Annotated in this window: 21 protein-coding genes; 6 read left to right on the top strand and 15 right to left on the bottom strand. The window is 59.0% G+C overall.

Translation table 11 applies throughout. The features are described 5' to 3' along the window. Positions 1 to 39: 39 nt before the first annotated feature. Positions 40 to 813, bottom strand: coding sequence for an SDR family NAD(P)-dependent oxidoreductase (locus tag AC1ROR_RS22750; RefSeq protein ID WP_142172241.1), 774 nt, complete (start codon positions 811 to 813; stop codon positions 40 to 42). A gap of 10 nt (positions 814 to 823) precedes the next feature. Next, positions 824 to 2092, bottom strand: coding sequence for an ADP-dependent glucokinase/phosphofructokinase (locus tag AC1ROR_RS22745; protein WP_498590826.1), 1269 nt, complete (start codon positions 2090 to 2092; stop codon positions 824 to 826). Positions 2093 to 2589: 497 nt separating this feature from the next. Between AC1ROR_RS22745 and AC1ROR_RS22740 the strand changes: the two genes are divergently transcribed. The 6 genes from AC1ROR_RS22740 to AC1ROR_RS22715 all read left to right on the top strand — a co-directional run bounded on the left by AC1ROR_RS22740 (position 2590) and on the right by AC1ROR_RS22715 (position 8831). Then, complete coding sequence (locus tag AC1ROR_RS22740) at positions 2590 to 3606, top strand: hypothetical protein (protein ID WP_498590825.1); 1017 nt, start codon at positions 2590 to 2592, stop codon at positions 3604 to 3606. A 114-nt stretch (positions 3607 to 3720) separates the two neighbouring features. Further along, positions 3721 to 5007, top strand: a complete 1287-nt coding sequence (locus tag AC1ROR_RS22735; protein ID WP_498590824.1) for an ABC transporter substrate-binding protein — start codon at positions 3721 to 3723, stop codon at positions 5005 to 5007. 217 nt (positions 5008 to 5224) lie between these two features. Continuing rightward, a complete protein-coding gene (locus AC1ROR_RS22730; protein ID WP_080839283.1) occupies positions 5225 to 6091 on the top strand; it encodes a carbohydrate ABC transporter permease in 867 nt (288 codons plus the stop codon). Next, positions 6088 to 6921 (top strand): carbohydrate ABC transporter permease, encoded by an 834-nt coding sequence (locus AC1ROR_RS22725; protein ID WP_498590823.1) that lies wholly within the window; start codon positions 6088 to 6090, stop codon positions 6919 to 6921. The genes AC1ROR_RS22730 and AC1ROR_RS22725 overlap by 4 nt, the downstream gene beginning before the upstream one ends. A gap of 4 nt (positions 6922 to 6925) precedes the next feature. Then, on the top strand, positions 6926 to 8050 hold the full coding sequence (locus tag AC1ROR_RS22720) for an ABC transporter ATP-binding protein (RefSeq protein ID WP_498590822.1): 1125 nt from the start codon (positions 6926 to 6928) through the stop codon (positions 8048 to 8050). 52 nt (positions 8051 to 8102) lie between these two features. Then, on the top strand, positions 8103 to 8831 hold the full coding sequence (locus AC1ROR_RS22715) for an SDR family oxidoreductase (RefSeq protein ID WP_080839289.1): 729 nt from the start codon (positions 8103 to 8105) through the stop codon (positions 8829 to 8831). A gap of 126 nt (positions 8832 to 8957) precedes the next feature. Here the strand turns inward: AC1ROR_RS22715 and eutC are convergent, their stop codons facing one another. From eutC to AC1ROR_RS22650, 13 genes are all read right to left on the bottom strand, one after another. Then, positions 8958 to 9746, bottom strand: a complete 789-nt coding sequence (gene eutC, locus AC1ROR_RS22710; protein ID WP_498590821.1) for an ethanolamine ammonia-lyase subunit EutC — start codon at positions 9744 to 9746, stop codon at positions 8958 to 8960. A gap of 3 nt (positions 9747 to 9749) precedes the next feature. Beyond that, positions 9750 to 11138, bottom strand: coding sequence for an ethanolamine ammonia-lyase subunit EutB (locus AC1ROR_RS22705; RefSeq protein WP_498590820.1), 1389 nt, complete (start codon positions 11136 to 11138; stop codon positions 9750 to 9752). Between the two features lie 7 nt (positions 11139 to 11145). Beyond that, positions 11146 to 11934 carry a histidinol-phosphatase gene (gene hisN / locus AC1ROR_RS22700; RefSeq protein WP_498590819.1) on the bottom strand — a complete coding sequence of 263 codons (789 nt, stop codon included), beginning with the start codon at positions 11932 to 11934 and terminating at the stop codon, positions 11146 to 11148. Next, positions 11934 to 12869, bottom strand: a complete 936-nt coding sequence (locus tag AC1ROR_RS22695; RefSeq protein ID WP_498590818.1) for a phosphotransferase — start codon at positions 12867 to 12869, stop codon at positions 11934 to 11936. The genes hisN and AC1ROR_RS22695 overlap by 1 nt, the downstream gene beginning before the upstream one ends. A 49-nt stretch (positions 12870 to 12918) precedes the next feature. After that, a complete protein-coding gene (locus AC1ROR_RS22690; protein ID WP_498590817.1) occupies positions 12919 to 13881 on the bottom strand; it encodes a phosphotransferase in 963 nt (320 codons plus the stop codon). Then, positions 13878 to 15167: a Zn-dependent hydrolase gene (locus AC1ROR_RS22685; protein ID WP_498590816.1), complete on the bottom strand. Its 1290-nt coding sequence runs from the start codon at positions 15165 to 15167 to the stop codon at positions 13878 to 13880. Before AC1ROR_RS22685 ends, AC1ROR_RS22690 begins: the two co-directional genes overlap by 4 nt. Further along, complete coding sequence (locus AC1ROR_RS22680) at positions 15160 to 15921, bottom strand: DeoR/GlpR family DNA-binding transcription regulator (RefSeq protein WP_035225320.1); 762 nt, start codon at positions 15919 to 15921, stop codon at positions 15160 to 15162. Before AC1ROR_RS22680 ends, AC1ROR_RS22685 begins: the two co-directional genes overlap by 8 nt. A gap of 58 nt (positions 15922 to 15979) precedes the next feature. Continuing rightward, positions 15980 to 17815 (bottom strand): ABC transporter ATP-binding protein, encoded by a 1836-nt coding sequence (locus AC1ROR_RS22675; RefSeq protein ID WP_080839304.1) that lies wholly within the window; start codon positions 17813 to 17815, stop codon positions 15980 to 15982. Continuing rightward, entirely contained in the window at positions 17815 to 18732 is a 918-nt protein-coding gene (locus tag AC1ROR_RS22670; RefSeq protein ID WP_035225318.1) for an ABC transporter permease, read from the bottom strand. Before AC1ROR_RS22670 ends, AC1ROR_RS22675 begins: the two co-directional genes overlap by 1 nt. Then, positions 18732 to 19712 carry an ABC transporter permease gene (locus tag AC1ROR_RS22665; RefSeq protein WP_142171734.1) on the bottom strand — a complete coding sequence of 327 codons (981 nt, stop codon included), beginning with the start codon at positions 19710 to 19712 and terminating at the stop codon, positions 18732 to 18734. The genes AC1ROR_RS22670 and AC1ROR_RS22665 overlap by 1 nt, the downstream gene beginning before the upstream one ends. Before the next feature lie 75 nt (positions 19713 to 19787). Beyond that, positions 19788 to 21371 (bottom strand): ABC transporter substrate-binding protein, encoded by a 1584-nt coding sequence (locus AC1ROR_RS22660; RefSeq protein ID WP_142171732.1) that lies wholly within the window; start codon positions 21369 to 21371, stop codon positions 19788 to 19790. A gap of 539 nt (positions 21372 to 21910) precedes the next feature. Then, positions 21911 to 23713, bottom strand: a complete 1803-nt coding sequence (locus tag AC1ROR_RS22655) for an NAD(P)/FAD-dependent oxidoreductase (RefSeq protein WP_498590815.1) — start codon at positions 23711 to 23713, stop codon at positions 21911 to 21913. A 113-nt stretch (positions 23714 to 23826) separates the two neighbouring features. Beyond that, entirely contained in the window at positions 23827 to 24900 is a 1074-nt protein-coding gene (locus AC1ROR_RS22650) for a 2,3-butanediol dehydrogenase (protein ID WP_498590814.1), read from the bottom strand. Between the last annotated feature and the right edge of the window lie 107 nt (positions 24901 to 25007).

The raw sequence follows: 25007 nt of genomic DNA, 5'->3' as shown, positions 1-25007 counted from the left end.
CGCAAAAACGCGCCGATTCTCTCCAATGTCCGTCAAGCTCTACCAAATCGTGTATCCGCAATCCACCGCAACGATTGTGCCCGTCATGGCGCTGGCGGCGTCCGAAGCCAGAAACAGGATGGGCGCGGCGATCTCATCGGGCCTTGCGACGCGCTTCATCGGCGTCATCTCCATCCAGACCGGCATCAGCGTTTCATCTGAAAAGCCGCCGCGCGACATGACGGTGTCGACATAGGTGGGCGCAACGCAATTGACCCGAACGCCGCGCTCAGCCCATTCGCCCGCAAGGCAGCGCGTCATGTGGTGAACGGCGGCCTTGGCCGTGTTGTAATGCACCTGCCGCTGCGGCTTGTTGGAGATCAGTCCAGACATCGAACCGAGGGTGACGATGGAGCCGTGTCCCCGCGCCAGCATCGGCCGGGCGAATTCACGGCATGACCAGTAAGCGCCGTTGAGATCGACATCCACCACCTTCAGCCAAACCTCGTCGCTCATCTCTTCGCCCGGCGTGTCCGGCCAGGCGATGCCGGCATTGGCAATCAGGATGTCGACGGCGCCAAAGCGGTCGTTGGCGGCCCGCGCGGCCTCGGCGACGGCTTTCGCATCCGTTACATCCAGCTGCATGGCATCCGCCGAATGGCCTTGTGCCTTCAGTTCCGAGAGGCCCGCCTCCAGCACCTCGGCATTCATGTCGGAAATGATGACATGCGCGCCTGCTTCCGCCAGCGCTTGCGCCGTCGCAAGGCCGATGCCGCGCCCGCCGCCGGTGATGAAGGCAGTTTTTCCATCCAGACGAAATCGTTCGAGAAACATCGTTTTTCCTTCAGGCCTGTTTGAGGGCGGCGGGGGCGGTCGCGACGCCGGGATTTCCGAGAACAAGAAGGCACCCGGCCGTGAAACTGTCGCCGAGGCCAAGCGTGGTAGCGGGCTTTTCAACATAGGGCGAGGCGCAGGCAACAAAGGTCCAACGGCCTTTCCGCACGCGATTGTCGAAGGGTAACGAATGAAACTGCGCCAGCGCATCGGTACGGATGGTGTTTGCCGGCTCCCCATTGGCAGCCCGGGCGCTGGCGATAGCGCATCCGGCCATCAGCGCCAGTTCCTCCTCGTCGGGGTCGTTGCGTGTCACAGCGGCTGCCCAGGTGTCGGCATGCACGCAGACGCGGTCGACATTCAGCCTGTCCCCAAGAGCGGTCAGCGCCTCCATTGGATGCTGGGCGGTGCCATCCATTGCCAGCAGTTCCGAATGGCTCATGCCGAGTGAACTGATTGCGCCCCTGGCCTGATCGAGCAGCTCGCGCACGGCGTCCTGCGACGCGTAACCGGCAAGCTCGAAATGCACCGTCTTCAAGCCCGCATCCATCCAGTCGCGGCTGAGCGCAAAGACATGGCGGGCGGCGTCGCCGACATTTTCCCCGGCCTCGTCGTTGAGGCCGGACAGAAGACCGGCAGCGGCGGTGGAGGCGCGCTTTCGTGATACCGCCTCGAATGCCGTATCATGCTGGATACCGCGATCACAGAAACGCACGATGATGCGTGTCGAACGATTGGGGGTGAGCGCACCGATTGGTTTGCCCGCCGTGAATTCGAAGATGAATATTTCAGGGATATGCCGTTCTGTCGGCGTCACTTCCGCCGCGGTTTTGAGCGCGTTGCCCTCGGCCAATAAAACGCCCGGCGGGATCTGGCGAAGCTGTTGCTCATGGCGATCCTCCAGCGCCACCAGAGACGCGACGCCGAGCCGCGAAAGCACCCAGGCGGCCTGCGGCCCGGTGCCGCCCAGCGCGTAGCGAACATCCAGATGGTCGCGCAGCCATTGCGGGCCGTCCACCCAGTCGGCGCGTACTTCGCCGCCGATACCCTTTGCGGCGCGTGCCAGCAACATGGCGGCGAATTGACCCGCCGGCGTTTCGGCTGGAGCATTAAGAAGCGGCTGCATATTGTGCATGTCGACCCGTGCATCGACACAGGTGGACATGCCGCACAAAAACAGCCCCGCCCGCGAAAGCGCCGATGTTCCAATCGGACCGGAGCGCGGATCGGCGAGCGCGACATAACGCTCCCCCCAGTCGCCTGTAAAAACGTCACCCATAGCCGAGTATCTCCTCCTCACGCGGCAATGATGTCAATTGCTACCATTATCTCTCAAATCGTCAACGGGATTTTATGCTGAAAATGCTATTTTGCTAGAATTTGCGCAATGCAGCGCATTTTTATAGCGGCGCAGCACATGTTTTGCGCATGCGAACGTCTTTAGCGGCGTATTGACCGCTAATTTGCCGAAAATAAAGACATTTCAAGCGTGTGGACGGATGCCCATTGTGGCGCTGATGTTTTGTTGATGTGGCGTGAAAAGACGCTGGAAGGCGTCTGGAAGTACAATTTAAAATATTGATTTCTTTTTATAAAACTCGAATTTTGGAAACTTTGAATCCCATCCTTCGGTCAAGAATATGGGGCGAGCTGCCTTCTTTTAGAGAGAAAAAGATAGCTATTGACAGAATATGAGAAGTGGCCGTTTATAAATGCAAGTCTGCGGTCGCAATCGAAGCGCTGGCAGCCGAACTCCAACATTCATTGAGGGCTACGATGGTCACGAGACTCGACAGAAAACTGGCGAATATTCGCGCAGGGCGTTACAAACCGACTGATTTTATCATTGCCGATGCGAAGGACAGCGATGTCGGCGCGGGTGTCTCCGCCACCGGTTTCGATTATTCCGTCAAGCCGCCCCGCCGTCGCACGCGGCAGGAATTCATCGCCCAGATCGAGGAGATCATCGACCAGGACGTGGTCGACATCATGCTGGTGTCGCAGTCCAATCTCGATCTGCTGGACGAGCGCGGCGCGTTTTCCGGCAGCGAGGTGAAACCGGCCATTCGCGGCAATCTCGAAAGCATGTGCTGGGGTGGCGTGCGGCATGGCACCTATACACAGTCGCCATCCGTGCCTTTCCGCGATACGGGCCTTGCCCGCGCCATCGCCAACTATCCGACCTCGGGCACCGATCTCTGCCTTTATTCGGTGTGCTTCACCAACGATCTCGACCGCGACATATGCACGCTCAAAGCTTTCGCCGAGTTCCGCGCCGAAGCGTCGAAGCACAATTTCAAATATTTCTATGAGGTCTTCAACCCGAACGTCGATATCGGCCTGACGCGCGAACAGACCGGCGAGTTTGTCAATGACCACATCATCAAGTCACTGGCGAGCGTGCCGCGCGCCGAACGGCCGATGTTTCTCAAGATGCCCTATAACGGGCCGAAGGCGCTGGAGGAACTCGCCTCGTTCGATTCCGAGCTGATCGTCGGCGTGCTTGGCGGCGGAGCGGGCACCACCCGCGATACGTTCGAGCTGGTGGCGCAGTCGGAGCGTTACGGTGGGCGGCTCGCGCTGTTCGGGCGCAAGATCAATCTGGCTGAAGCACCGCTCAATCTGATCGTGCTGATGCGCGCGGTTGCCGACGGCGCCCTGAAGCCGGAAGAGGCGGTTCGCGCCTATCATGGCGAGCTGCAAACACTGGGGCTTTCCCCGGTACGCCCGCTCGCGGACGACCGCGTCATTACCGAGGACGTGCTGAAAGCGGCGGCGGCCAAGGCGGCCTGATAGCTGCCGGGTTTCGAGTGAACGCGGCTCTGGGGAGGGCCGCGACAAAATCGGGCGGCAGGTCCGCCGGCATCTTTAAACAATGCGTCTTTAAACAATAAAGGGAGGAATATGATGAGGAAGACGTTGTTTCTTGCAACGACAGTTCTGACTGCCGTTCTGTCCGCTGCTGTCGCGAGTGCTGCGCAGAAAGAAGTGACCGTATGGTCATGGTTCGTGCAAAGCACCATGAAGAAGTCGATCGCGGCCTTCGAGAAGGCCCATCCAGACGTGAAGGTGAACTACACCTATTACAATTATTCACCGGAATATATCACGGCGCTGAAGGCGGCTGCGGCATCCGGGAGTTTGCCTGACATCATCGGCCTGCAGCCGGGGTCCCTCACACAGCAATATCGCGATAATCTCGAGCCCGTAAACGACCGCGCCGCCAAACAATGGGGTGCAACATGGGAGGAGAAGATTTTCCCCGTCAACCGCAAACAGATGTTGATGGGCAACCCCGCCGGCGACAAGAATTTCTACATCATTCCCCAGGAATCGCAGGTTCTCTGCATCTGGTACAACCGCAAGCTCTTCGAAAAACACAATATCGCTGTGCCGAAGACCTATGCGGAACTGAAGGCTGCCGCCAAGACGCTGGGCGATAACGGTCTCATCCCGATGTTTCAGGGCGCTGCGGACGGCTGGCAGAACGAAAACGTCTTCCTGATGCTTGCCAACCAGTTTTCCCCCGGCATCGTCGACAAGGCGCAGGCGGGTGAAACGCCGTGGACCGCGCCTGAGCTGGTGGCTGCCATGAAGGCGTGGAAGGGTCTGTTCGATGACGGCATCTTCCAGCAGGGTGCGCTTGGCGCGCATGCCTATCCAACCGGCGCACAGCTCTTCGCACAGGGCAAGGTTGGCATGATGGCGCTTGGCTCCTGGTGGATGCAGGAAAGCAAGTTCCCGCCGCCGCTCTCCGAATATGTGCAAAACATGGACGGGTTCGACTTTTTCTACATGCCTCCCGTCAAGGAGGGCAACAAGGCAAGCCCGCCGGTCGGCGGCATCGACATCGGTTACGGCCTGACGAAGAATGGCGGCAAGAATGACGCCGCATGGACCTTCCTTGCCGAACTGACCAACGGTGTCGGTCTGCAGGAGGCGCTGAACGACCTGAACGATCTGCCCGCCTTTGAAGGCCATACGCCCAAGGGCGATATTACCGACCACGTCAAGCAATTGTCGGCGCGGTTCATGGCAGATCTGCCCAAGGCCGAAAACCAGCGCTTTTCTTCGCCGGCCGTGGCCGAGGCGCTGGACAACGCCCTGGCGGGTGTAGCCGCCGGCAGCATCGAAGCCGAGGCTGCGCTGGCCAAGGTGGACGAGGCAACCAAAAAAGCGCTCGCGTCCAAGTGACAGGCGGCCTCAAGATGCCGGGCGCTGCCAAATGCGCCCGGCGGGTTGAAGCGCATCGACCACGACAAGACCTCCCAGGTGCGCTTCAACACCTTTCGATGCCGTTTCGTTTGGTGGCGGCGTGATTATCAATCGGTGAGAACCCATGCGTGCAGAAGTTTTAAGGGCCGGCGCTACGCCTGTTATCATTGAACGCAGCAGAGTTTCGAGGACGTCCATGCTTTATGTCTTCGCCCTTCCTGCCGTTCTGCTGTTCGTCGTTTTCATTGCCTATCCAATCCTTTGGGTGACGGGACAGAGCTTCTATGCGGCTTCCGGCGAGGCACGCAGCTTTGCGGGGTTTTCGAATTACGCCACGGTTCTTGGTGACCCCACCTTCTGGATTGTCGTGCGCAACATGGTGCTCTGGGGTGTCATCACAATTCCAGTCCAGATGCTGGTTGGCGGGGTACTCGCCTGGTTCATCGAACGGCACACGGACCGGCTGCGCGGTTTCTTTCGCACCATGTTCTTCCTGCCCGTTGTCACCTCCGTTTCGGTGGTCAGCCTTGTCTGGGTGCAGATTTACGCGCCCTATTACGGCATTGCGCAGGAATATCTGAAATATGCCGGCATCGTCATGTCGACCTCGCCGATCGGCGATCCCAAAACGGCGATCTATGCCCTCATCGTCGTCAACATCTGGCAATGGACCGGGTTTTCCATGCTGATGTATATCGCCGGCATCGCCAACATGCCCTCTGAAGTGCTGGATGCGGCGCGCATCGATGGCGCGAAGGGTTTGAAGCTTGCCGCTCATGTCGTGGTTCCCATGCTGGCGCCCGCCACGAAATCGTTGCTGCTTCTCGGCGTCATCGGCACGCTTCAGACCTTTCCCATCGTGCATCTGATGACCGGCGGCGGCCCGAACCGGGCAAGCGAGGTTTTCGGCACCTTCATCTTCAAGCAGAGCTTTGTGCTGGGCGATACCGGCAGCGGTGCGGCGCTTTCCGTGATCGTTCTTGTCGTGGCGCTTGGCCTCTCGCTGCTGCAGATCGCGGCGCTGGGCGCGCGGCTGACGCCTGCCGGAAAGGATCGGTCATGACGGCTTTTGCCCGCAACCGCGCACGCGGCATTCTCGTTCATGCGGTGCTGTTCATCGTGCTCGGCATCTGGATGGTCCCGCAGGTCTACATGCTGTCCGTGGGGCTGAGAACGCCGGCGCAGGCTTTTGACGCCGCACTCTTCACATGGCCGGTGACCTTCGACAATTTCATCACCGTCATCCGCGACAATCCGCTCGGCGGCATCTTTTTGAATAGCCTGGTCGTCACTGTCGCGACGGTGGCGATCGTGGTCGCCGTATCCTCGCTTTTTGCCTTTTCCATCGCCATCCTTCGGCTGAAGGGCACGCTGTTTCTCTACACCACGCTTCTGACGACGCTGATGGTGCCGCTCGCTTCGATGGTGTTGCCGCTTGCCATTCTCCTGAAGAATTTCGGCTGGGTGAACACCTATATCGGCCTCATATTGCCCTATGCCGCCCTTGGCGTGCCCTTCGCCATGGTCATCCTGAAATCCTTCATGGAGGACGCGCCGCGTGAACTGTTCGAGGCGGCCAAGGTGGATGGCTGCAACGCCTGGCAGACCTACTGGCATGTGGCGTTGCCGCTGGTGCGCCCGGCGCTGGTTTTCGTCACCATCTGGCAGTTCATCGTCACCTGGAACGAATTTTTCCTGGCGCTGATCGTGCTGACGAAAAGCGAGATGAAGACGCTCACCATCGTGCCGATGCAATATTCCGGCCTCTACATGGCCAATCCCGGCGCGCTGTTTGCGGTGCTGACGTTGATCGCACTTCCCCTCATTCTTCTTTATGTGCTGGTGCAGCGCGCCTTCGTGCGTGGCCTGACTGCCGGCGCGGTGAAAGGCTAGACCCATGGCGACGCTTTCGATCGACAAAATCACCAAGGCCTTCGGCAGCCTGACGGTCATTCCCGAATTGTCGCTGACCATAGAGGATGGCGAATTCTGCGTGCTGGTCGGCCCCTCCGGTTGCGGAAAATCCACGCTGCTGCGCATCATCGCCGGGCTGGAGCCGATCAGTTCGGGCCGCGTGCTGGTGGATGGCGCGGATATGAGCGATGCCGAGCCGCCGGAACGCGGCGTGGCCATGGTTTTCCAGTCCTATGCGCTTTATCCGCATATGAATGTTGCCCGCAATATCGGCTTCGGGCTGGAAATCGCCCGGACGCCCACAGCCGAAATCGGCGAGCGGGTGGGCCGCGCGGCCGGCAAACTCAAGCTTTCGAGCTATCTGAAACGCAAGCCGCGCGAATTGTCCGGCGGTCAGCGCCAGCGTGTCGCCATCGGCCGGGCGATGACGCGCAAGCCGAAGCTGTTCCTGCTCGATGAACCGCTTTCCAACCTCGATGCGGCCCTGCGTGTCGGCATGCGGGTGGAAATCGCGCGGCTGAAGGCAGAACTCGGCTGCACGATGATCTATGTCACGCATGACCAGGTGGAAGCGATGACGCTTGCCGACAAGATCGTCGTCATGAATGGCGGCCGCATCGAGCAGATCGGCTCGCCGCTTGCGCTCTACCAGCGTCCCGCCAATCTTTTCGTCGCGGGTTTTATCGGCTCGCCCGCCATGAACCTTCTGAAAGCGCGCGTTGTCGCCGTCGCAGAAGGCATCGCCACCGTGTCTCTCGCCGCTGGTCCCTCCCTCGATATTGCTGTTTCAAGGCCGCTTGAGCCCGGTGACACCGTAACCCTCGGCATCCGCCCCGAACATATTGCAATCGGCGACGGGCAGGGCGGACAGACCTATTCGATGAAAGCGACGATGGTCGAACTGCTCGGCAGCGATACTTTCATCCATGTCCGCGAGGGCGAGGAAACCATCACCATAAGAGACAGTCTTGGCCGCATGGCGCGCGCAGGAGACCGCATAGCCATGTCATTCCCGGCCGCCGCCTGCCATCTGTTCGATGCGAACGGACAGAGAGTGTCGCGGGATATGAAGAACCCGCAGGAAACTGAACCGGGACGGATCAATTGAAACGTTGTGAAAGGCGCCGAATCTTCGGCGCCATGAGGGAGGAAGACGGGAAATGACGGATTTTCAGGGCAGAACGATCCTTGTAACGGGCGGTAGCGGTGGTATTGGCGGCGAAACGGTGCGCCATCTCGTGCGCGCCAATGCCGATGTCATCGCGGCAGGGCGTTCGCAGGAGGCGCTCGAGGCTATCGCGAAGGAAACCGGTTGCCGTACATTGACGTTCGATCTTGCCCGCGACGAGGAAATTCGCGCCGCGCTGGAGGGGCTCGATCTATGGGGCGTCGTCAATTGCGGCGGTTTCGGTGGCGAGATCGCCACGCCGATGGATACGGATATCGCCATTTTCGACAAGGTCATCACCATCAATGCGCGCGGGGCGCTGCTGGTGACGAAATATGCCAGCCAGTCCATGGTGAGGCTCGGCAAGGGCGGCGCCATCGTCAACGTGTCCAGCCAGGCAGCCCTTGTGGCATTGCCGGGCCATATCTCCTATGGGTCTTCCAAGGCTGCTCTCGACAACATCACCCGCTGCTCGGCGCTGGAGCTCGGCCGCTACAATATCCGCGTCAACAGCGTCAATCCAACCGTTGTCATGACACCGATTTCGTCCGGCCACTGGAGCCAGCCGCATGTGGCCGAGCCTTTCCTGAAGCAGATGCCGCTCGGCCGGTGGGCCAGCGAAGCGGAAATCGCCGCACCCATCGTCTTCCTGCTCAGTGATGCAGCCTCGATGATTACGGGTGTTTCGCTGCCAATCGATGGCGGTTTCACCTGCTGCTGATCGGCAAGTTTATTCGGCGATCATCCGAATTGTGTGGCGCATCCATCAGGTGCTCCTCCTCTCCCCCGCATCTATCGCAAGATTGCGGAGGTCAGATTCCTTTGGATGCTTCACCATGAGCACCGCTTAAAGTTGATCCGAGCTACCTCCGTTTTTAAGAAACTGGGCGACCGCAGACTTCAGCGCCACACCGCTGATGCGGGTTTTCACCATGTCCCTTACCAATTTGGAGATGATCTCGGCGGCTTCGCGGACCGGCAAACCACCATCGCGGATGTTGGAAACGCAGTTCCGTCCGGAATCCGGGTTCCCCGATTTTGGACCGTAGGTGATATAAGCCCCGAGACTGTCGGCGGCGGAGAGGCCCGGACGTTCTCCGACGAGCACGATCGTCAGTTTTGCACCGAGCGCTTCACCGACAGGATCACCAAGCGCAACCCGAGCCTGGTTCGCAAGTACAATCGATGCAATTGAAAGGTTCAGTATAGCCAGTTTTGGCACAAGCGCCTCGATCAGTGGCGCTGAATTGAGATCAACCGCACTGGATGACAAGCCATCTGCCGCGATAATCGCCACGTCATAACCCTTGCCCTTGCCCGCCTGCTTCAGCCGCTCGATCGATTCCGCGGCGAGCAGTCGTCCGAGATCCGGTCGTCTTACATAGATGTTGCGATCACTCGCCATGCTGTCGACCTCGAGCACGGAAAGGCCGAGGCGGTTGAGCCGTTCCGTGAGTGCCGTCCTGTCAACGCTGGTCCAGACCGCTTCGCGCGCCCGCGCGTGATCGAGCAGGAAGGACAGCTGTGCTCCTGTTGGCAGACCTGCACCATGGCGCCCGAGCGAGACGCGCGCGTCGGTCATTTCCTTGAGGTTCAACCCGTGTTCGGTAACGGAGGGTTCGATCACCATTGTCATATATCAGGCTCCGATCAGATTGCTGCGGACATAGTTGGAGAGCACGGCTGGCTCGCCAATCAGCGCACCGTCGCAATCCGTCAGGCCGATTTCGGAAAGCCATCTTTCGAATTCCGGCGCCGGCGGCCGTTTCAGGGTCTCGCGGCAATAAACAGCGTCGTGATGCGACAGCGACTGGTAGTTCAGCATGATATCGTCGGCACCCGGCACGGTAATCACGAAATTGACATTGGCAGCGCAGAGCAGCGTCAGCAGCGTATCCATGTCCTCCTGGTCGGCATCGGCATGGTTGGTGTAACAAACGTCGACGCCCATCGGCAGGCCCAGGAGTTTGCCGCAGAAATGATCCTCGATGCCGGCACGGATGATTTGCTTGCCGTTGAACAGATATTCCGGCCCGATAAAGCCGACGACCGTATTCACGAGCAGCGGATCGAACTCGCGTGCCACCGCATAGGCGCGGGTCTCCATCGTCTGCTGGTCGACGCCAAAATGTGCATCGGCGGAAAGGGCGGCACCTTGTCCCGTTTCGAAATACATCACGTTTGCACCCGCCATGCCGCGCCCCAGTGACCGTCCCGCCTCATGCGCCTCCTTCAGCAGAGCCAGATCAACACCAAAACCGCGATTTGCCTTTTCCGATCCCGCAACCGACTGGAAGACGAGGTCGACCGGAGCACCGCGCTGGATCGCCTGGATCGCCGTTGTCACATGGCCGAGGCAACAGGTCTGGGTCGGGATCGCAAGTTTTTCCCGCAATTCGTCGAGCAAAGAGACTATGCGGACATAGTCATCTGTCGCATCGGTTGCGGGATTGACGCCGATCACAGCATCTCCCGACCCCATCAACAGTCCGTCGATGGCGGACGCCATGATGCCTCGGCTGTCATCGGTCGGGTGGTTGGGCTGGTTGCGGGTGGAAAGCCGTCCCGCAAGCCCAATCGTGTTGCGAAATCTTGTCACGACACGGCGCTTGGCGGAAACAGCGATCATGTCCTGCAACCGCATGATCTTCGATACTGCCGCAACCATTTCCGGCGTCAGCCCCCAGGTAACGGCCTCAAGCCGGTCATGCGTCGTCTCGGGCTTGAGCAGCCATTCACGGAATTCGCCGACGGTAAGTGAGGAGACTGCGGAAAAGGCTGCCGGGTCGTGCCGCTCTGCGATCAGACGGGAAACTTCGTCTTCTTCCGACGAAATGATTTCCTCACTGAGAAATGCCTTCAAAGGCAGATCGGCCAGCGCCATCTGGGCCGCAAGTCGCTCGACCGGGCCTGCCGCGGCAATGCCAGCCAGCTGGTCGCCGGAGCGTTCCGGCGTTGCTTTAGCCAGCAACGTTTTCAGGTCATCGAAGCGGAAGACAGTCCGCTCGAGCGTCGTCGTATAGGGCATTTTTAATTTACCAGTTGAGTAGTGAGAGGGCTTCGTCGTGAAGCCTTGGAGTGGCCGACGCCAGAACTCGTCCATCGGAATGTATCGAAAGCGCATTGCCCTTCCAGTCTGTAATGCACCCGCCAGCTCCCGCGACAACGGGCACGAGAGCCATGTAGTCGTAGGGTTGAAGTCCCGTCTCGAGAGCGATGTCGCAATGGCCGGAAGCGATCAGACCATAGATGTAGCAGTCTCCACCGAAACGCCGCAGCCTGGCTTTGCGAGAGAGACGCTCGAAGCTTTCCGCTTCGCTGTCCACAAACATATCCGGTGAGGTTGTATAGAAACGTGCCTCGGACAGGCTCTCGCAGCCACTGGTGCGCGCCGGCTTGCCGGCAAAGAGTGTCTGCCCCGGCATTCCCTGCCACCGTTCACCGGTGGCTGGAATATCGATCAGGCCGCAGAACGGCTTTTCCTCGAAAGTCAGTGAGATAAGCGTGCCGAATAGCGGAAAGCCGGTGATGAAGCTCTTGGTGCCGTCAATCGGGTCGAGCACCCAGGTGAAGGCATTGCCTTTTTTGACGCCGAACTCCTCACCATAGATACCATGGTCGGGAAACCGCGCCCCGATCATCTCGCGAAGATGTTTTTCGATTTCGCGGTCGGCGATTGTTACCGGGCTTTCGTCGAGTTTTGAGATCACGTCGAGCTGCGTTCTGAAATAAGAGAGCGCCAGCGGACGCGTGGTGTCGGCAAGTTCCGCGGCGAAGTCATTATATGTCGCTGCCTCTTGCGGGCTGATATCGGTGATGGGCATCAGAGTGCTTTCAGGAACAGGGGCCAACGGGGATCGTGGATGATCGATCGGGCACGCATGTGCTTCCAGATTCCGTATTTGTAGAAGTCGAAATCGAGGGTCGAGATCCGGTTTTGCACCATCGCCCAAGTGCTCCATTTGATGTCGGCGAGTGCTTTGTGGACGATGAAGCGAGCGTGGTGCGACTTGTCGTAACGTCCGAAATATTCTTCGATTATCTCGCAGTCGGTCGCTTCCGAATAGAACATCTCGCCGCTCCAGATCGCGAGATCGTAGAGCCTTTCATTGTTTGACGCATATTCGAAATCGATCAGCTTGATGGACTTGTCGTCGCCGATCAGGAAATTGCCGGGCATCGGATCATTGAAGCAGGGAACGAGGTCGAGCCCCGATGCCTCAAGCGCGGTGCGTGCCTGCCGGTAGTTCCGCAAGAGCCAGTCATGGTCGAGCGGCCAGTGGCCGCCAAGCTGGCGCACCTGATCGAAATGTTCCTCGATCATGTCGAAGACGGTTTTCGTGAGAGGCAGGGCAGGGGCGTCGTGAAACTGACGGTAGACGCGCACCGCTTCGTTGCGGATTGCTGTATCGGTAAAATCCCTGTGGGTCGAGGCGCGGCGACCATCAATAAATTCGGCAATTTCGATATCGAGGTGGTCGAGATAATCGAATGTCTTCGGCCCGATGCCGATCGCTTCCGCTTGCTTGCTGGCTGCGGCTGCGGCTTTGCGGTCGATGAACATTTCGGTGCCACGGCCCGGAATTTTCAGAAAATACCCTCGCTCTTCGCCTTCAACGTCGATGCGAAAATTGGTGTTACTGATGCCACCGGAGACAGGACGGTAGCGCAGCCTTCGTCCTTTCCATGGGGCCACCTGGACAATTGCGGCCTCAACCGCCTTTTCTGCGTCGGACCGTGCCGTTCCCAGTTCGTTCATAGGCTTGTTCCCGTTATCGTTTTAGCCTGTCGTGACGTATGGTCGTGCTCTAGAGCGATCGTAGCCTGGCCTCGAAATCCGGATGGCCAAGCAGCATCCGGCAGCGCAGGAAACGCCAGCCGGCATATTTCAGGAATTCAACGCCTTTTGGCGGCGATCGAAGCTCAAGCATGAGGCTGCGCAATGCCCAGTAGAGATCGTCTGCCGCGGCATAGACACGGCAGCGATTGAATGCCTTTTCGCTGAAGCTGCCATCATGCATTTCAAGCAGCGGCTTCATCTGGCTTTCGAACTGGTAGAGTTCGTTCATCTGCGCGCCGAGCTGATAATAGGGGTCGATATCGGCCGCCATGTCGAAATCGACAAGTTGCAACGCACCATCGGCTCCGAGCATCACATTCGAGGAATGCGGATCGCCATGGGCGGGTTTCAGGTCCATGCCGGCGGACGAAACCGCCTCGCGGATCGGCGTCATCCAGGACAGCATCCATTCGGCATCGCCGGGGCTGGCATCGCCAGCCGCAACGATTGACCACAGCTGGTCGATACCTTCGAATACCGACCATGTGCGGCCGGTGGAAACCCCGGTTGCGATCGTCTTCTGCATTTCGACCAATCGGGCGACAGTTTCCGGTCGCATCAGATCGTCAATCTTCGCGGCTCGCCAGCCGTCGCCAAGCCGGGCAAAAAGCGCGCCGCGGGTACCGCTATCGTAACCAACAGGCTCCGGTGAAAAACCAAGCTGATGAGAGCGGGTGGCGGCAGCATAGGCAGCCTTGCTCTCCACAAGATCGGCTACTTCGTCGGCACCAAGACGCAGGAAATAACATGCCGCGCCGTCTGCCGGTGCGACCGCAAAATTACAGGATTCGACGGCATGATAGGACGGCGATGCGACAGCCGCCGTCGTTGACTCATAGGAAGGGGTATCGCCAATCACGGCCGAAAAGGCTGACAGCGCCTTCTCAGCGCGGGCTTCCATCGCTGATTGAGGAGAACCCGTTTTCTTCATTCGGCAGCCTCGCTTAATTCCGCGGCCTTCACACCTTCGCAGGCGATCTTGTAAAGCATGTCTGCCAGTATCTGCGTGCCGAGGGCCTGGTCTTCAGGGGAGGTGTATTCGGTCGGGTGGTGGATTACGCCGTCACGGCTGTGGACCGCCAGAACCACCGCCGGGCAGACATCGGAGACGGCAACGGCGTCGTGACCGCCGATCGTATCAAGATGGCGAGCGGTTTGGCCGAGATGCGCCGCAGCGCTTTCCGCGAGCGTCACCAGGCCCGGCGCGAATGTTCCTGCCTTGCGGCGGTCGATGGAGCGGACCTCTGAGGTTACGCCCGCTTTCAGCGCCGCCTCCTCGATCTTGATCTTCATCTTTCCTTCCGCCGCCGTCAGGATCTCCGGCGATCCTGAACGCATCTCGATGAAAAGGATGGCTTCGGCCGGCACCACGTTGGGAGAATTGGGGAAGACTTCCAGGCGGCCGACGGATGTATGCAGGTCGAGGCCGTATTCCGTCGATAGCTGCTTGAGGTCGGCGATCAGATATGCCGCCGCGAGTACCGCGTCTTTGCGGTCGGCCATTGGGGTCGCGCCGGTATGGGCTTGGCGTCCCTGGAAGGCGAGGCGATATTTCGTGGCACCCCAGAACCGCGTGAAGATACCGAAGCGTTCACCGGCGCGGCTGAGCGTCGTGTCACCCTCGATGTGCAACTCGATCAATGCGTGGGGAATATCCACCTTATCCTTGCCGGCATAGCCGATCTCGTCCAGTGACTGGCGCACCGTAATGCCGTCGCCATCGGTCCGTTCCAGCGCCCATTCGAGCTCGAGGGCGCCGGTAAACACGCTGCTACCGAGTAGGCTCGGCTGGAAACGGGCACCCTCCTCATTTGTCCAGTTGACGATCTGGAAGTTGCAGGCGGACAGCCTGCCTTCCGTCTTGAGACGTTCGCTCACGGAGAGAACCGCCTCACAGGCGGCTATGACACCGAGAGCGCCATCGAAACGACCGCCGTTCGGCTGGCTGTCGATATGGGAGCCCACCATGATCACTGGCGCGTTGGCGCCGGCCAGGGTCAACTTGCCGAACTGGTTGCCAATTGCGTCGACGGCCTGTTCAAAACCGTTTTCCGCAAACCAGCGGCCGAGCCAGTCGCGCGCCATTCCATCTTCCCTGGAAAGCGTCAGGCGGGTCATCGATCCGTCTTGGCCGCCGCCAAAGGAAGAGACTGCTTCCATCAGCGACTGGAGCCTCTCGGCATTGATCGGTGCAGGGGAGGAGGAGACGTCAGGCATGTATGATTTCCACTTTGGATTGACTGAATTGATCTGAAAATTCCCGCGCCATGACGCCGCTGGTCACTACCGCATCGATATCGCTGAGGCCGAATGTGTGGATGGAGCCGAGGCGGCCGAATTTGGAGCTGTCGGCGACGACGATCGCACGTTTGGCCTGGGCCTTGGCGACCCGGCGCAGGATCGCCTCGTCTTCACCGAAGTCCATGAACCCGCGTTCCGGATGAATGGCGCTGATGGCGATGATCGCAAGATCGAAGAAATGTTCCTTCAGCGCGGCCACCGTCTCATGGCCGTAGGTTGCCTGGTAGTCGGGGCGCATGCGGCCGCCCAGAACCCGTACGCTTGCCTGCGGCAAATGGAAGAAATGAGCCGCGACCGCCAGCGAATTGCTGACAACGGTCAAGTCCTTGCGGGTCTCGATATGTTTCAGGCAGGCAAGCGTCGTTGTTCCCGTATCGATGAAGACCTTCATACCGTCTTCGACGAGAGACGCTGCGGCCTCGCCGATCTTGGCTTTTTCGCGGGAACTGACGCGCAATCGATCCGTAAAAGGCTGATCGCTTTCCTGCTGGTCGAAAACCGCACCACCATAGATGCGGCGCGCATAACCGCGCATCTCGAGTTCCTTCAGATCGCGCCGTATCGACTCCTGGCTGACCTGCAGATGATCGGCAAGTTCCCTTACATTGACGCGCTGGGTCTGCTTCAGCATGTCGAGGATGAGCTTGAGGCGATGTTCAGTGAAACTCATGAATGCACCCTGGATTATAGTGATCATCGCGGCCCCTTCGATGGTGCCGCAACCATGTTCAGGCCGTAGCCATTAGACGGGTTTCGTCATCGAGAGCCAATGGCTGGATGAGATGACAGGCGGCGAAATCCTGGCGGCCACGTGCGGTAAGGGCGGGCTGCAGGCTGCCGCATCGTTGCATCGCACGCGGACAGCGCGACTTGAAGCTGCAACCCGGAGGAATATCGATCGGGCTTGGCGGTTCACCTTCCAGCAGGCAGTCTTCCGGCTGGTAGCGGCGTGCTTCAAGTGTCGGCATCGCACTGAGCAGCGCCATTGTGTAGGGATGCCCAGGATCGAAGAACAGCCGTTCGTTATCGGCCAGTTCGAAGACCTCGCCGAGATACATCACCGCCACCCGGTTGCAAACCTTGCGGACCATCGCAAGGTCGTGGGAGATGAAGATGTAAGTGAGGTCGTATTCCTTCTGCAGCTTCTGGAAAAGATCGAGAAGCTTGAACTGTTCCGTCTGGTCGAGGGCGGACAGCGTTTCGTCCATGATCAGGATTTCAGGCTCGAGAACCAGCGCACGGGCGACGTTGATGCGCTGGCGCTGGCCCGCACTCAGTCCGAGTGGCAGTTCCTCGTAGAGGTCGGCGGAAAGACCGACCTCGCCCATGACCTTGAGTACTCGCTCACGGATATTCGCACTATCCTTCCATCCGTGGGTGCGAAGCGGCCCTTCGAGCATCTTTCCAACCGATGTGCGTGGCGGCAGCGAGCCAAAAGGGTCCTGCAATACCATCTGCAGCTTCTTGCGGAAGGTAAGAAGCTCCTTGCCGCCGAGCGTTGCGATGTCGTCCTTGCCACACAAGACCTGTCCGGAACTCGGCAGTTCCAGCCGGCTTAGAAGCCGCATGAGCGTCGACTTGCCACAACCCGATTCACCGACGATTGCGAAACTGTCGCCGCGGCGAACGTCGAAGGTGACGTTGCGAACCGCACGGACATTGTTGAAGCCGCCAAATCCGGTCTTCTTCTTCACCTTGTAGACCTGCGAGGCGTCGCGCAGGCTCAGGACAATATCGCGCTTGTCTGCGAGGCGCGGCATCTCGGTCTCTTCGATCCAGATCTTAGGCGTCTGTTCGACAAGCTCCTTCGTATAGGCATAGGCTGGGGCAGCGATCAGCTTTTCGGTTGCCTGCTCTTCGACGATGCGGCCTTTCTCCATGACCAAGATCCGGCTGCAGGCTTCGCGGGCAACGGGAAGCGAGGAAGAGATGAACAGCACGGCGGTATCGAAACTGTCAGTCAGTTCCTTCATCAGGCGGATGACCTGGGCTGCGACGGTGACGTCGAGCGGTTGGGTGACATTGTCGGCAATCAGCAGCGCCGGATTTGTTACCAGCGCATCAACGATCAGTGCCCGCTGCATCATGCCGCCGGAAAACTGCGAAGGATAATCACCAAAGCGACTGCGTGCCGAAGGAATACGGACGGCTTCCAGAAGCTCTATCGTGCGCTTTTCCGCCTCCTGCCGGGAGGTGCCTGGAACGACAGCGCGCAGTTTTTCGACGATCTGTGAGCCGACCGGCAGCGTCGGATCGAGTGCGCCCATCGGATTGGCGCCGACATAGGCGACCCTGCGGCGCAGGATCCGCATCTCGTTCTCGGAGATGCCGTAAATATCCTTGCCTTCGAAGAGGACGTTGCCGGAACGGACGGAAAGGGGCGGTTCCAGCCAGTTGACGACGGCCTTCGACAGCACCGTCTTGCCGGCGCCGCTCGCCCCGACGACACCGACGATTTCTCGCGGCGCAAGGCTGAAGGAGATATCGTCAAGAATGATCTTCGCCTTATCCGAGCGACCGGCGTTAACGGTGAGGTTTTTCAGCTGAAGAAGTGGCGTGATCATCACTCTGACCCTCCGTGGATGGTGTTGCGGGCCCGCTCCAGCGAAGCGCCTATGAGATTGATGCTGGTTAGCGTGAGGCCGAGGAAGATGCCGGGCATGGTGGCGATCCACCATGCGTTCAGAAGATATTTGCGGCCATCGGCAATGATGTTGCCGAAGGTCGGCGTCGGCGGCTGGACGCCGAGGCCGAGGAAGCCGAGCGTCGATTCAAAGATCATCATGCGCGCCACATCAAGCACTGAGGTGAAGATCACCGGTGGCAGGAGCAGCGGCAGAAGCAGGCTGACGATGATGCGGAAATCGGTCGAGCCCCCCAGTTTCGCAGCGCGCACATATTCCCGCTGCCTTTCCGTCATCACGATGCTGCGCATGATGCGCGCATAAACCGGCCAGCTTGACAGACCGAGCACCAGGACGATGGCCGGAATTGTCGGCCGCGATACGCCGAGAACGGCGATTGCCAGAATGATCATCGGGATAGACAGCTGCGCATCGGTCAGGCGCATGATCAACATGTCGATGCGACCGCCGAAATAACCGGCAATCGTGCCGAGGGCGCAGCCGATGATGAGTGTCACTGCAACCGATGCAATGCCGATCAGGAAGGAGTAACGCAGGCCGACAAGCGACCTCACCAGCATGTCGCGGCCGATCTGATCGGTGCCGAGCGGGTGGCCCCAGCTCCAGTTGTCACCGAGGAAAAGCGGCGGCAGAAGCCGGGCCTTCACATCCATCTTGGTTGGGTCGATGCCACTGATTTCCGGATAGAGCGCAGCGGCGATCGCAAGCAGCAGAAAGATTGCAAGGCCGATGCGGAAACCCGGCGTCGATGCGGCGCGATCGAATATGCGGCGCGCAATCGAGCGGCTTGCCATTTTCGATGTCATCGGGGTGTCGAGTGCGGATGTGATGGACATCAGTATTCAAGCCTCGGATCGATGGTGGTTGCGATGAGATCGACAACAATGTTGATCAATACAAAGATGGCGCTCGTGACGATCGCTATCCCCTGGATCAACGGAAAGTCGCGCTGCAGCACGGCATTGATGGTCAGAAGACCGAGCCCGGGATAATCAAAGATATATTCGACGATGATGACACCGCCGAGCAGGCTGGAAAATTGCACACCGAGCAGGTTGAGAAGCGGCACCGAAGCGTTGCGCAGCGCATGGTTGGAGATGATCCGTGAACGGCTCAGGCCACGTACGCGGCCAACCGATACATAGGGCTCCATCATCTGGCCGGATACGGAGCTGACCAATGTGCGGATCAGTACGGGAGACAGTTCGACCGCCAGCACTATTGCTGGCAGGATAGTGTAGGCGAAGCCCTGATATCCAATTGCAGGCAGCCATCCGAGCTTCACCGAGAAGAGCAATGCCAGAACGATGCCGAGCCAGAAATTCGGTAGCGAGATAAATATCGATGATATGTAAAAGGCGAGTTTGTCCGGCCACCTGCCGATCGAAAGCCCGCCCGCGATGCCGATGATTGCCGAGAAGATCAGTGCGATCACCAGCGTCACGGCCGCCAGTTGAAGCGTCATTGGAAGTGCATCGAAAATCAGGTCGAAGACTTTTGCTCGTTCGCCGCGAGTTGTGTCGTTGAATGTCGCGCCACCGGTCGAGGCGCCGTTTGCCGGGCGCACGAAGGACTGGCCAAGATCGCCGCGAACCACGCCGCCCATGTAGCGACCGAATTGCACCAATATCGGATCACGAAGACCCATGTCGGTTGCGATCTTTTCGATCAATGCTTCGGGCGCCATGCCACCCGCCATGAGGCGCACCGGGTCGCCTGGCACCACCCGCAACAGGGTAAAGATCAGCAAGGACACAAGGAATATGATGATGACGCCCTGAACGAGGCGGCGCATAAGGAAGTTCACGGCAAACATTCAGTCACTCCGCTCGGAAAGCCACGGGCAAGTCCACACGCCGCCGGATGGTGCGCGGCGTGTGGCTGATGACGGTCAGGCAGCAGGCTTGGCGGCGTCTATCGATCCGTCGGGATAGATGTACATGCCCTCAAAGTCCTTCTGCATTGCGTGGATCATCACGGATGTGAAAAGCGAGAGGGCCGGCATCTTGGAAGCGATGAGCGGCATAGTTTCTCCCTGGAGGATTTTCTGGCGTTCTTCCAATGTCGGTGCAGAACGCTCCTTGTCGAGGCTGGCATCGATCTCCTTGTCCTCAATGCCGCAAATGCGGTGCGAGGTGGAATGGAAATGGGTACGGAGAACAAGATCCGGTTCCGGAGAAGCTGTCGACCAGCCGCAATCGACCATGTGACCCGGGCCGCCGCCGGGGCGATGGTAGAGCTGCTCGTTCCAGGCTGCCGGCTCAAGCACCGTCAGGCTGACGTTGAAGCCCTGCTCCTGTAACATGGCAGTCAGCATCTCACCGTACTCCTTGGTCTTCGGGTAGAAGCCAACGGAGGTGATGTATTCAAGCGGGGGCAGTCCCTTACCGTTCGGGAACCCTGCCTCGGCAAGCAAAGCCTGTGCTTTCTCCGGGTCGAATTTTGGATAATTCGGCAGGTCGACATACCCAAATTTGACCGGCGAGACAAAATTTGACGAGGCATGTCCGGCCGAGCCCATCAGCTCCATGATCATGTCACGATCAATCGAATGGCAGGCGGCAAGGCGGATGCGCGGATCGTCGAAAGGAGGTTTGGAGCAGCGAAACCACAGATATTTGTTTTCGACCGAAACGACCTTGTTGATGTAGATCGCGGGATTGTCCTTGATGGAATCCACCTGTTCGGGCTCCAGGCGCTCAACGATTGAGGCTTGGCCATTCATCAGCGACAGCATGCGGGTGGTGGAATCGCCGGTGAAGGTGAAGTTAATGCCGGGGATGGCCGGCTTGCCTTTGAAGTAGCCGTCAAAGGCCTGCATCACGGTGTCGTTGCCGCGCTGTTCGACGAATTTGAACGGACCGGTGCCATTGAGCCGTTGGGAGAGTGGGCCGCCGGGGCCACCAGCGACATCCTTGGCCGACATGATCGGCAGGAAGGATGCAAGAAATACGAAGAGATGGGCAGGATAGCCACCCTTCGATGTGTCGACGATGACGGTGTAATCGTCAGGTGTTTCGATCGTCAGCGTCTCGGTCGGGCCGGGATACCACTGCGCGGGACGATCTGCCCGGGAACCATATTCGAACGTTGCCTTGACGTCCTCTGCCTTGAACGGCTTGCCGTCATGGAAGACGATGCCTTCGCGCAGCTTGATCTGCAGTCGGTGAGGGTCAAGTAGTTTGATGTCTGTCGCCAGTTCGTAAACGACCGCGCCCGGATCATCGAGTTTCATCGGCGTGCGGGTAAGAAAGCCCATCACGAAACCTTCGATATTCTTCTGCGAAAGAGTCGTATGAGCGGTCGGATCCCAGTTGCCGGTGATGTTTTCGGCCGACAGGAAGGTCATGGTCTTTGCGGTCTGCGCGAAGGCCGACGAGATGAAGAAGTCAGGATTAATCTGCATATAGCCGGCGACGGCGGCTGCGCCCACGGATCCTTGCAGGAAGCGACGACGATTGATTTCCGAACACATCGAGTTCCCCTTTTTTTCTCTTGAAAACCGTCATATCAGTCAAAACGGTCAAATCAGTCATAAGCAAAAGGCGTGCCAACTCAAAAAAATGGCGGAAATCCGCGATTCAGAACAAAGTTTTTGTGGGATTTGACCATTTATTGGTCGAATGAGAAGGAATTAATCGGCGGGTGTTGTCAGTCGTGACGCTGCTTTTCGCTACGAACAATTCAAAGTCGCCTATTTTAACGACACTGTCGAAACATTCGGGCGAGCGATGCTCGCCTGTTTTGGGCCCGTTTCGAGAATGGAACTGGCGATTGAACCACTCATACAGCCGAAGCGCTAGCCCAATATCAGTCACTGCGCGGGCGATGCCTTCATATGAGCATCAACAGCGGTCGCTGAAAGTTCATGCTAGGCATACCGAGCTTGCTTCAGCAAACCGGCTTGAAATGGCGATGCCGTTCATGACTGGCGGCAATGGTGCAAAGCTTTATCATTTCCAGCGTTCAAATTGCCGGCCCGTCTCAATGAGGCGGGCCGATGCTTGGGCCGGATCAGGACAGATGGTGCGGCTTCTGCTGCCCATAAACCGGTGTCTTCAGGCCAACCTGCCTGGCTTTGAGCTGGAGCGACAGATATTGCGAGTAATGGCGGGACTGATGCAGGTTGCCGCCGTGGAACCATAGGGCCTGCTGTTGGGTCGGCTTCCACATATTGCGCTGTTCACCTTCCCATGGTCCGGGGTCCTTGGTTGTGTCGGAGCCGAGCCCCCAGCATTTGCCCACCTTGTCCGCCACCTCACGTGAAATGAGATCGGCCGCCCAGCCGTTCATTGAACCATAACCGGTCGCATAGACCACCAGATCGGCGGGCAGTTCCGTGCCGTCCTTTAGCACAACAGCATTTTCCGTCAGGTGCGAGATATCCACCCCGGATTTCAGCTTGATCGAGCCGTCGATTACGAGGTCACAGGCCCCGACATCAATGTAATAACCCGACCCACGGCGCAGATATTTCATGAAGAGGCCGGACTCGTCATCGCCGAAATCGAGCATGAAGCCAGCCTTCTCCAGTGCGGCATAAAAATCGGCATCCTGTTCGCGGATTCGGTTGTAAACCGGAACCTGGAATTCATGCATGATCCTGTAGGGCAGGGATGCGAAGATAAGGTCCGCCTTACGCGTCGTCATGCCGCTTGCCACCGCCCGCTCGGAATAGAGGTCGCCGAGACCGATATCCATCAGCGAGTCCGATTTGACGATATGGGTGGAGGAACGCTGCAGCATGGTAACGTCAGCCCCGGCCTCCCAAAGTGCCGCGCAGATGTCATGGGCGGAGTTGTTGGAACCGATGACAACGACCTTCCTGCCGGCATAGGCGTCCGGACCCGGATGCTGCGAGGAATGCTGCTGCTCGCCCTTGAAGATATCCTGGCCGGGTAGTTTAGGAATATTCGCCTTGCCGGACATGCCAGTCGCCAGCACCAGCTGTTTCGGCCGCAGCACGACCTCCTTGCCGGCGCGGTCGACAACCACGGTCCATTCGCCCGTCGCTTCGTCATATTGGGCCGACTTGCAGGTGGTGGAGCCCCAATAATTCAGCTCCATGACTTTTGTGTACATTTCCAGCCAGTCACCCACCTTGTCCTTGGGCGTGAAGACCGGCCAGTTTTCCGGGAAGGGAATGTAGGGCAGGTGATCGTACCAGACGGGGTCATGCAGGCAGAGCGACTTGTAGCGCTTGCGCCAGCTGTCGCCCGGCCGTTCATTCTTTTCGATGATGATCGTTGGCACGCCGAGCTGGCGCAGGCGGGCGCCGAGTGCAATGCCACCCTGTCCGCCGCCGATGATGACGATATAGGGCTGTTCCGAATAGCCGAGTTCGGCGGCCTCAGTCTCACGTTTTTCTTTCCAGGTTCGGCGGTTGCGGTCATGGCCGTGTTCGGCGCCCATGGGCCGGCGAATGCCTTTCGGTTCTTCGTGGCCCTTGAGTTCGCTCATTGTGGTGAGCAGGGTCCAGATGAGCCCGTCCTTCAGGCGGATGTGGCCGTAACCACGGGCAACCCCGGTTTCGAACTCGAACCAGCCTTCGGTGACACCGCCACCTTCCGAAGCCTGCTCCTTCACATCCTGCACGAAGCCCGAGGGTTTGATGGCGGAAAGCTGGCTCGTCAGCATGTCGAGGATCTGCTCACGGCCCTCCAGCGTCTTCAGATTCCAGGTGAAGGTTACGAGGTCGCGCCAGTAACAATCGGCCTGAAACAGGTTGATGGCCGCGTCTATGTCTCCATTTTCCAGCGCATTGCCGAGTTTCGAAAGAACCGTGTCGATTTTGGTGGCAGGACTGACATCAAGCATATTCATCTCCTCCATGCTGCTTGGTCTGATGGTGGAGCGGCGAAATCGTCGCCCCCGAAAGCTAGTGGCCTCTGCATGCCGGGCTCCTCTTCCCGGCAAACAGAGGCAAAAGCCTATTTCGAAAGATCGATCAGGATCTTCAGATGGGTACCGGCGGGGTCGAGCAGGGCGTCAAATCCCTCCGACACGGCCGTATCGAGCGTGATGCGTTTGGTAACGATCTTCGTCGCCGGCAGCAGCCCGGAGGCGATGAGCCGGATGACCCGCGGCCAGTAATGGGTCGGATAGGCCCATGAGCCCTTGATCTCCAGGTCGCGGAATGTCACCTGGAACCAGTCGATCGGGTTTTCATGCGGATGCAGCCCGGTCTGGACGACGACGCCCTGTTTGCGCACCGCATCGACGCAGGCCTTGAGCGCATGTTCATTGCCCACGCATTCAATGGCGACATCGCAGCCCACATTGCCTTCCGTTGCCGAGCGCACGACATCGCCGACATTCTCCCGCTTCGGGTTGATGGTGATGACATCGGGAATGACGCTGCGGGCAAGGTCAAGACGGGCATCATTGAGATCGGATACAAAGAGCTGCGCGGCGCCGGCCGCACGCGCTGCCAGAAGCGTCAGCATGCCGATCGGGCCGGCGCCTGTGACCAGAACGCTGTTACCGGCGGTGACTCCGCCGCGGTCGCAGGCATAAACGGCGACGGCCGAAGGTTCGACAAGTGCCGCCTCTTCATCCGTCATCCCGTCGGGAATCTTCTGGACGTTATATTCGTTGACGAGTGCGGCTTCCGCCATGCCGCCGCCATCCCAGCTGAGACCGACCAGCGCCAGCTGCGTGCTGAGATGAAATAGGCCACGATCCGCGAAATAATCGCCGGATCGCGGCATGACAAGCGGCTGTATCGAAACGCGGTCTCCCACCTTCACCGAAGTCACGCCTTCGCCGATGGCCTCCACGACACCGCCGAATTCGTGACCGAGGATTTGCGGGCCATAGGCGCCGGTAAAGGGGTGCGGTTCGGTGGGTATGAAGATCGGGCCGTAACTATATTCATGCAGATCGGTGCCGCAGATACCAACGAACCGGTTACGGACGAGAACCTGTCCCGGCCCCGGCCGTTTCGGCTCGGGAATGACTTCAACCCGCAGGTCCTTTGCTGCATGAAATCTGAGCGCGCGCATGTTTTCTCCTCAATGGCTCTTGATGCCGGAGAAGGTGCAATGCCCGTGCCAGCACGGTTTGCCGTGCCGGAAGCCCAAAATTGCGGGGTTTTACCAGAATGCCGGTT

The sequence above is a fragment of the Agrobacterium sp. GW821-FHT14E08 genome, from assembly GCF_058803865.1.
Note: the sequence above shows the minus strand (reverse complement) of the source record. Positions and strands in the feature narration are given on the sequence as shown.

Bases quoted from the DNA above. Each gene is read 5' to 3' on its own strand.
- AC1ROR_RS22750 (WP_142172241.1), bottom strand. From the start codon at position 813: ATGTTTCTCGAACGATTTCGTCTGGATGGAAAAACTGCCTTCATCACC.
- AC1ROR_RS22745 (WP_498590826.1), bottom strand. From the start codon at position 2,092: ATGGGTGACGTTTTTACAGGCGACTGGGGGGAGCGTTATGTCGCGCTC.
- AC1ROR_RS22740 (WP_498590825.1), top strand. From the start codon at position 2,590: ATGGTCACGAGACTCGACAGAAAACTGGCGAATATTCGCGCAGGGCGT.
- AC1ROR_RS22735 (WP_498590824.1), top strand. From the start codon at position 3,721: ATGAGGAAGACGTTGTTTCTTGCAACGACAGTTCTGACTGCCGTTCTG.
- AC1ROR_RS22730 (WP_080839283.1), top strand. From the start codon at position 5,225: ATGCTTTATGTCTTCGCCCTTCCTGCCGTTCTGCTGTTCGTCGTTTTC.
- AC1ROR_RS22725 (WP_498590823.1), top strand. From the start codon at position 6,088: ATGACGGCTTTTGCCCGCAACCGCGCACGCGGCATTCTCGTTCATGCG.
- AC1ROR_RS22720 (WP_498590822.1), top strand. From the start codon at position 6,926: ATGGCGACGCTTTCGATCGACAAAATCACCAAGGCCTTCGGCAGCCTG.
- AC1ROR_RS22715 (WP_080839289.1), top strand. From the start codon at position 8,103: ATGACGGATTTTCAGGGCAGAACGATCCTTGTAACGGGCGGTAGCGGT.
- eutC (WP_498590821.1), bottom strand. From the start codon at position 9,746: ATGACAATGGTGATCGAACCCTCCGTTACCGAACACGGGTTGAACCTC.
- AC1ROR_RS22705 (WP_498590820.1), bottom strand. From the start codon at position 11,138: ATGCCCTATACGACGACGCTCGAGCGGACTGTCTTCCGCTTCGATGAC.
- hisN (WP_498590819.1), bottom strand. From the start codon at position 11,934: ATGCCCATCACCGATATCAGCCCGCAAGAGGCAGCGACATATAATGAC.
- AC1ROR_RS22695 (WP_498590818.1), bottom strand. From the start codon at position 12,869: ATGAACGAACTGGGAACGGCACGGTCCGACGCAGAAAAGGCGGTTGAG.
- AC1ROR_RS22690 (WP_498590817.1), bottom strand. From the start codon at position 13,881: ATGAAGAAAACGGGTTCTCCTCAATCAGCGATGGAAGCCCGCGCTGAG.
- AC1ROR_RS22685 (WP_498590816.1), bottom strand. From the start codon at position 15,167: ATGCCTGACGTCTCCTCCTCCCCTGCACCGATCAATGCCGAGAGGCTC.
- AC1ROR_RS22680 (WP_035225320.1), bottom strand. From the start codon at position 15,921: ATGAGTTTCACTGAACATCGCCTCAAGCTCATCCTCGACATGCTGAAG.
- AC1ROR_RS22675 (WP_080839304.1), bottom strand. From the start codon at position 17,815: ATGATCACGCCACTTCTTCAGCTGAAAAACCTCACCGTTAACGCCGGT.
- AC1ROR_RS22670 (WP_035225318.1), bottom strand. From the start codon at position 18,732: ATGTCCATCACATCCGCACTCGACACCCCGATGACATCGAAAATGGCA.
- AC1ROR_RS22665 (WP_142171734.1), bottom strand. From the start codon at position 19,712: ATGTTTGCCGTGAACTTCCTTATGCGCCGCCTCGTTCAGGGCGTCATC.
- AC1ROR_RS22660 (WP_142171732.1), bottom strand. From the start codon at position 21,371: ATGTGTTCGGAAATCAATCGTCGTCGCTTCCTGCAAGGATCCGTGGGC.
- AC1ROR_RS22655 (WP_498590815.1), bottom strand. From the start codon at position 23,713: ATGCTTGATGTCAGTCCTGCCACCAAAATCGACACGGTTCTTTCGAAA.
- AC1ROR_RS22650 (WP_498590814.1), bottom strand. From the start codon at position 24,900: ATGCGCGCGCTCAGATTTCATGCAGCAAAGGACCTGCGGGTTGAAGTC.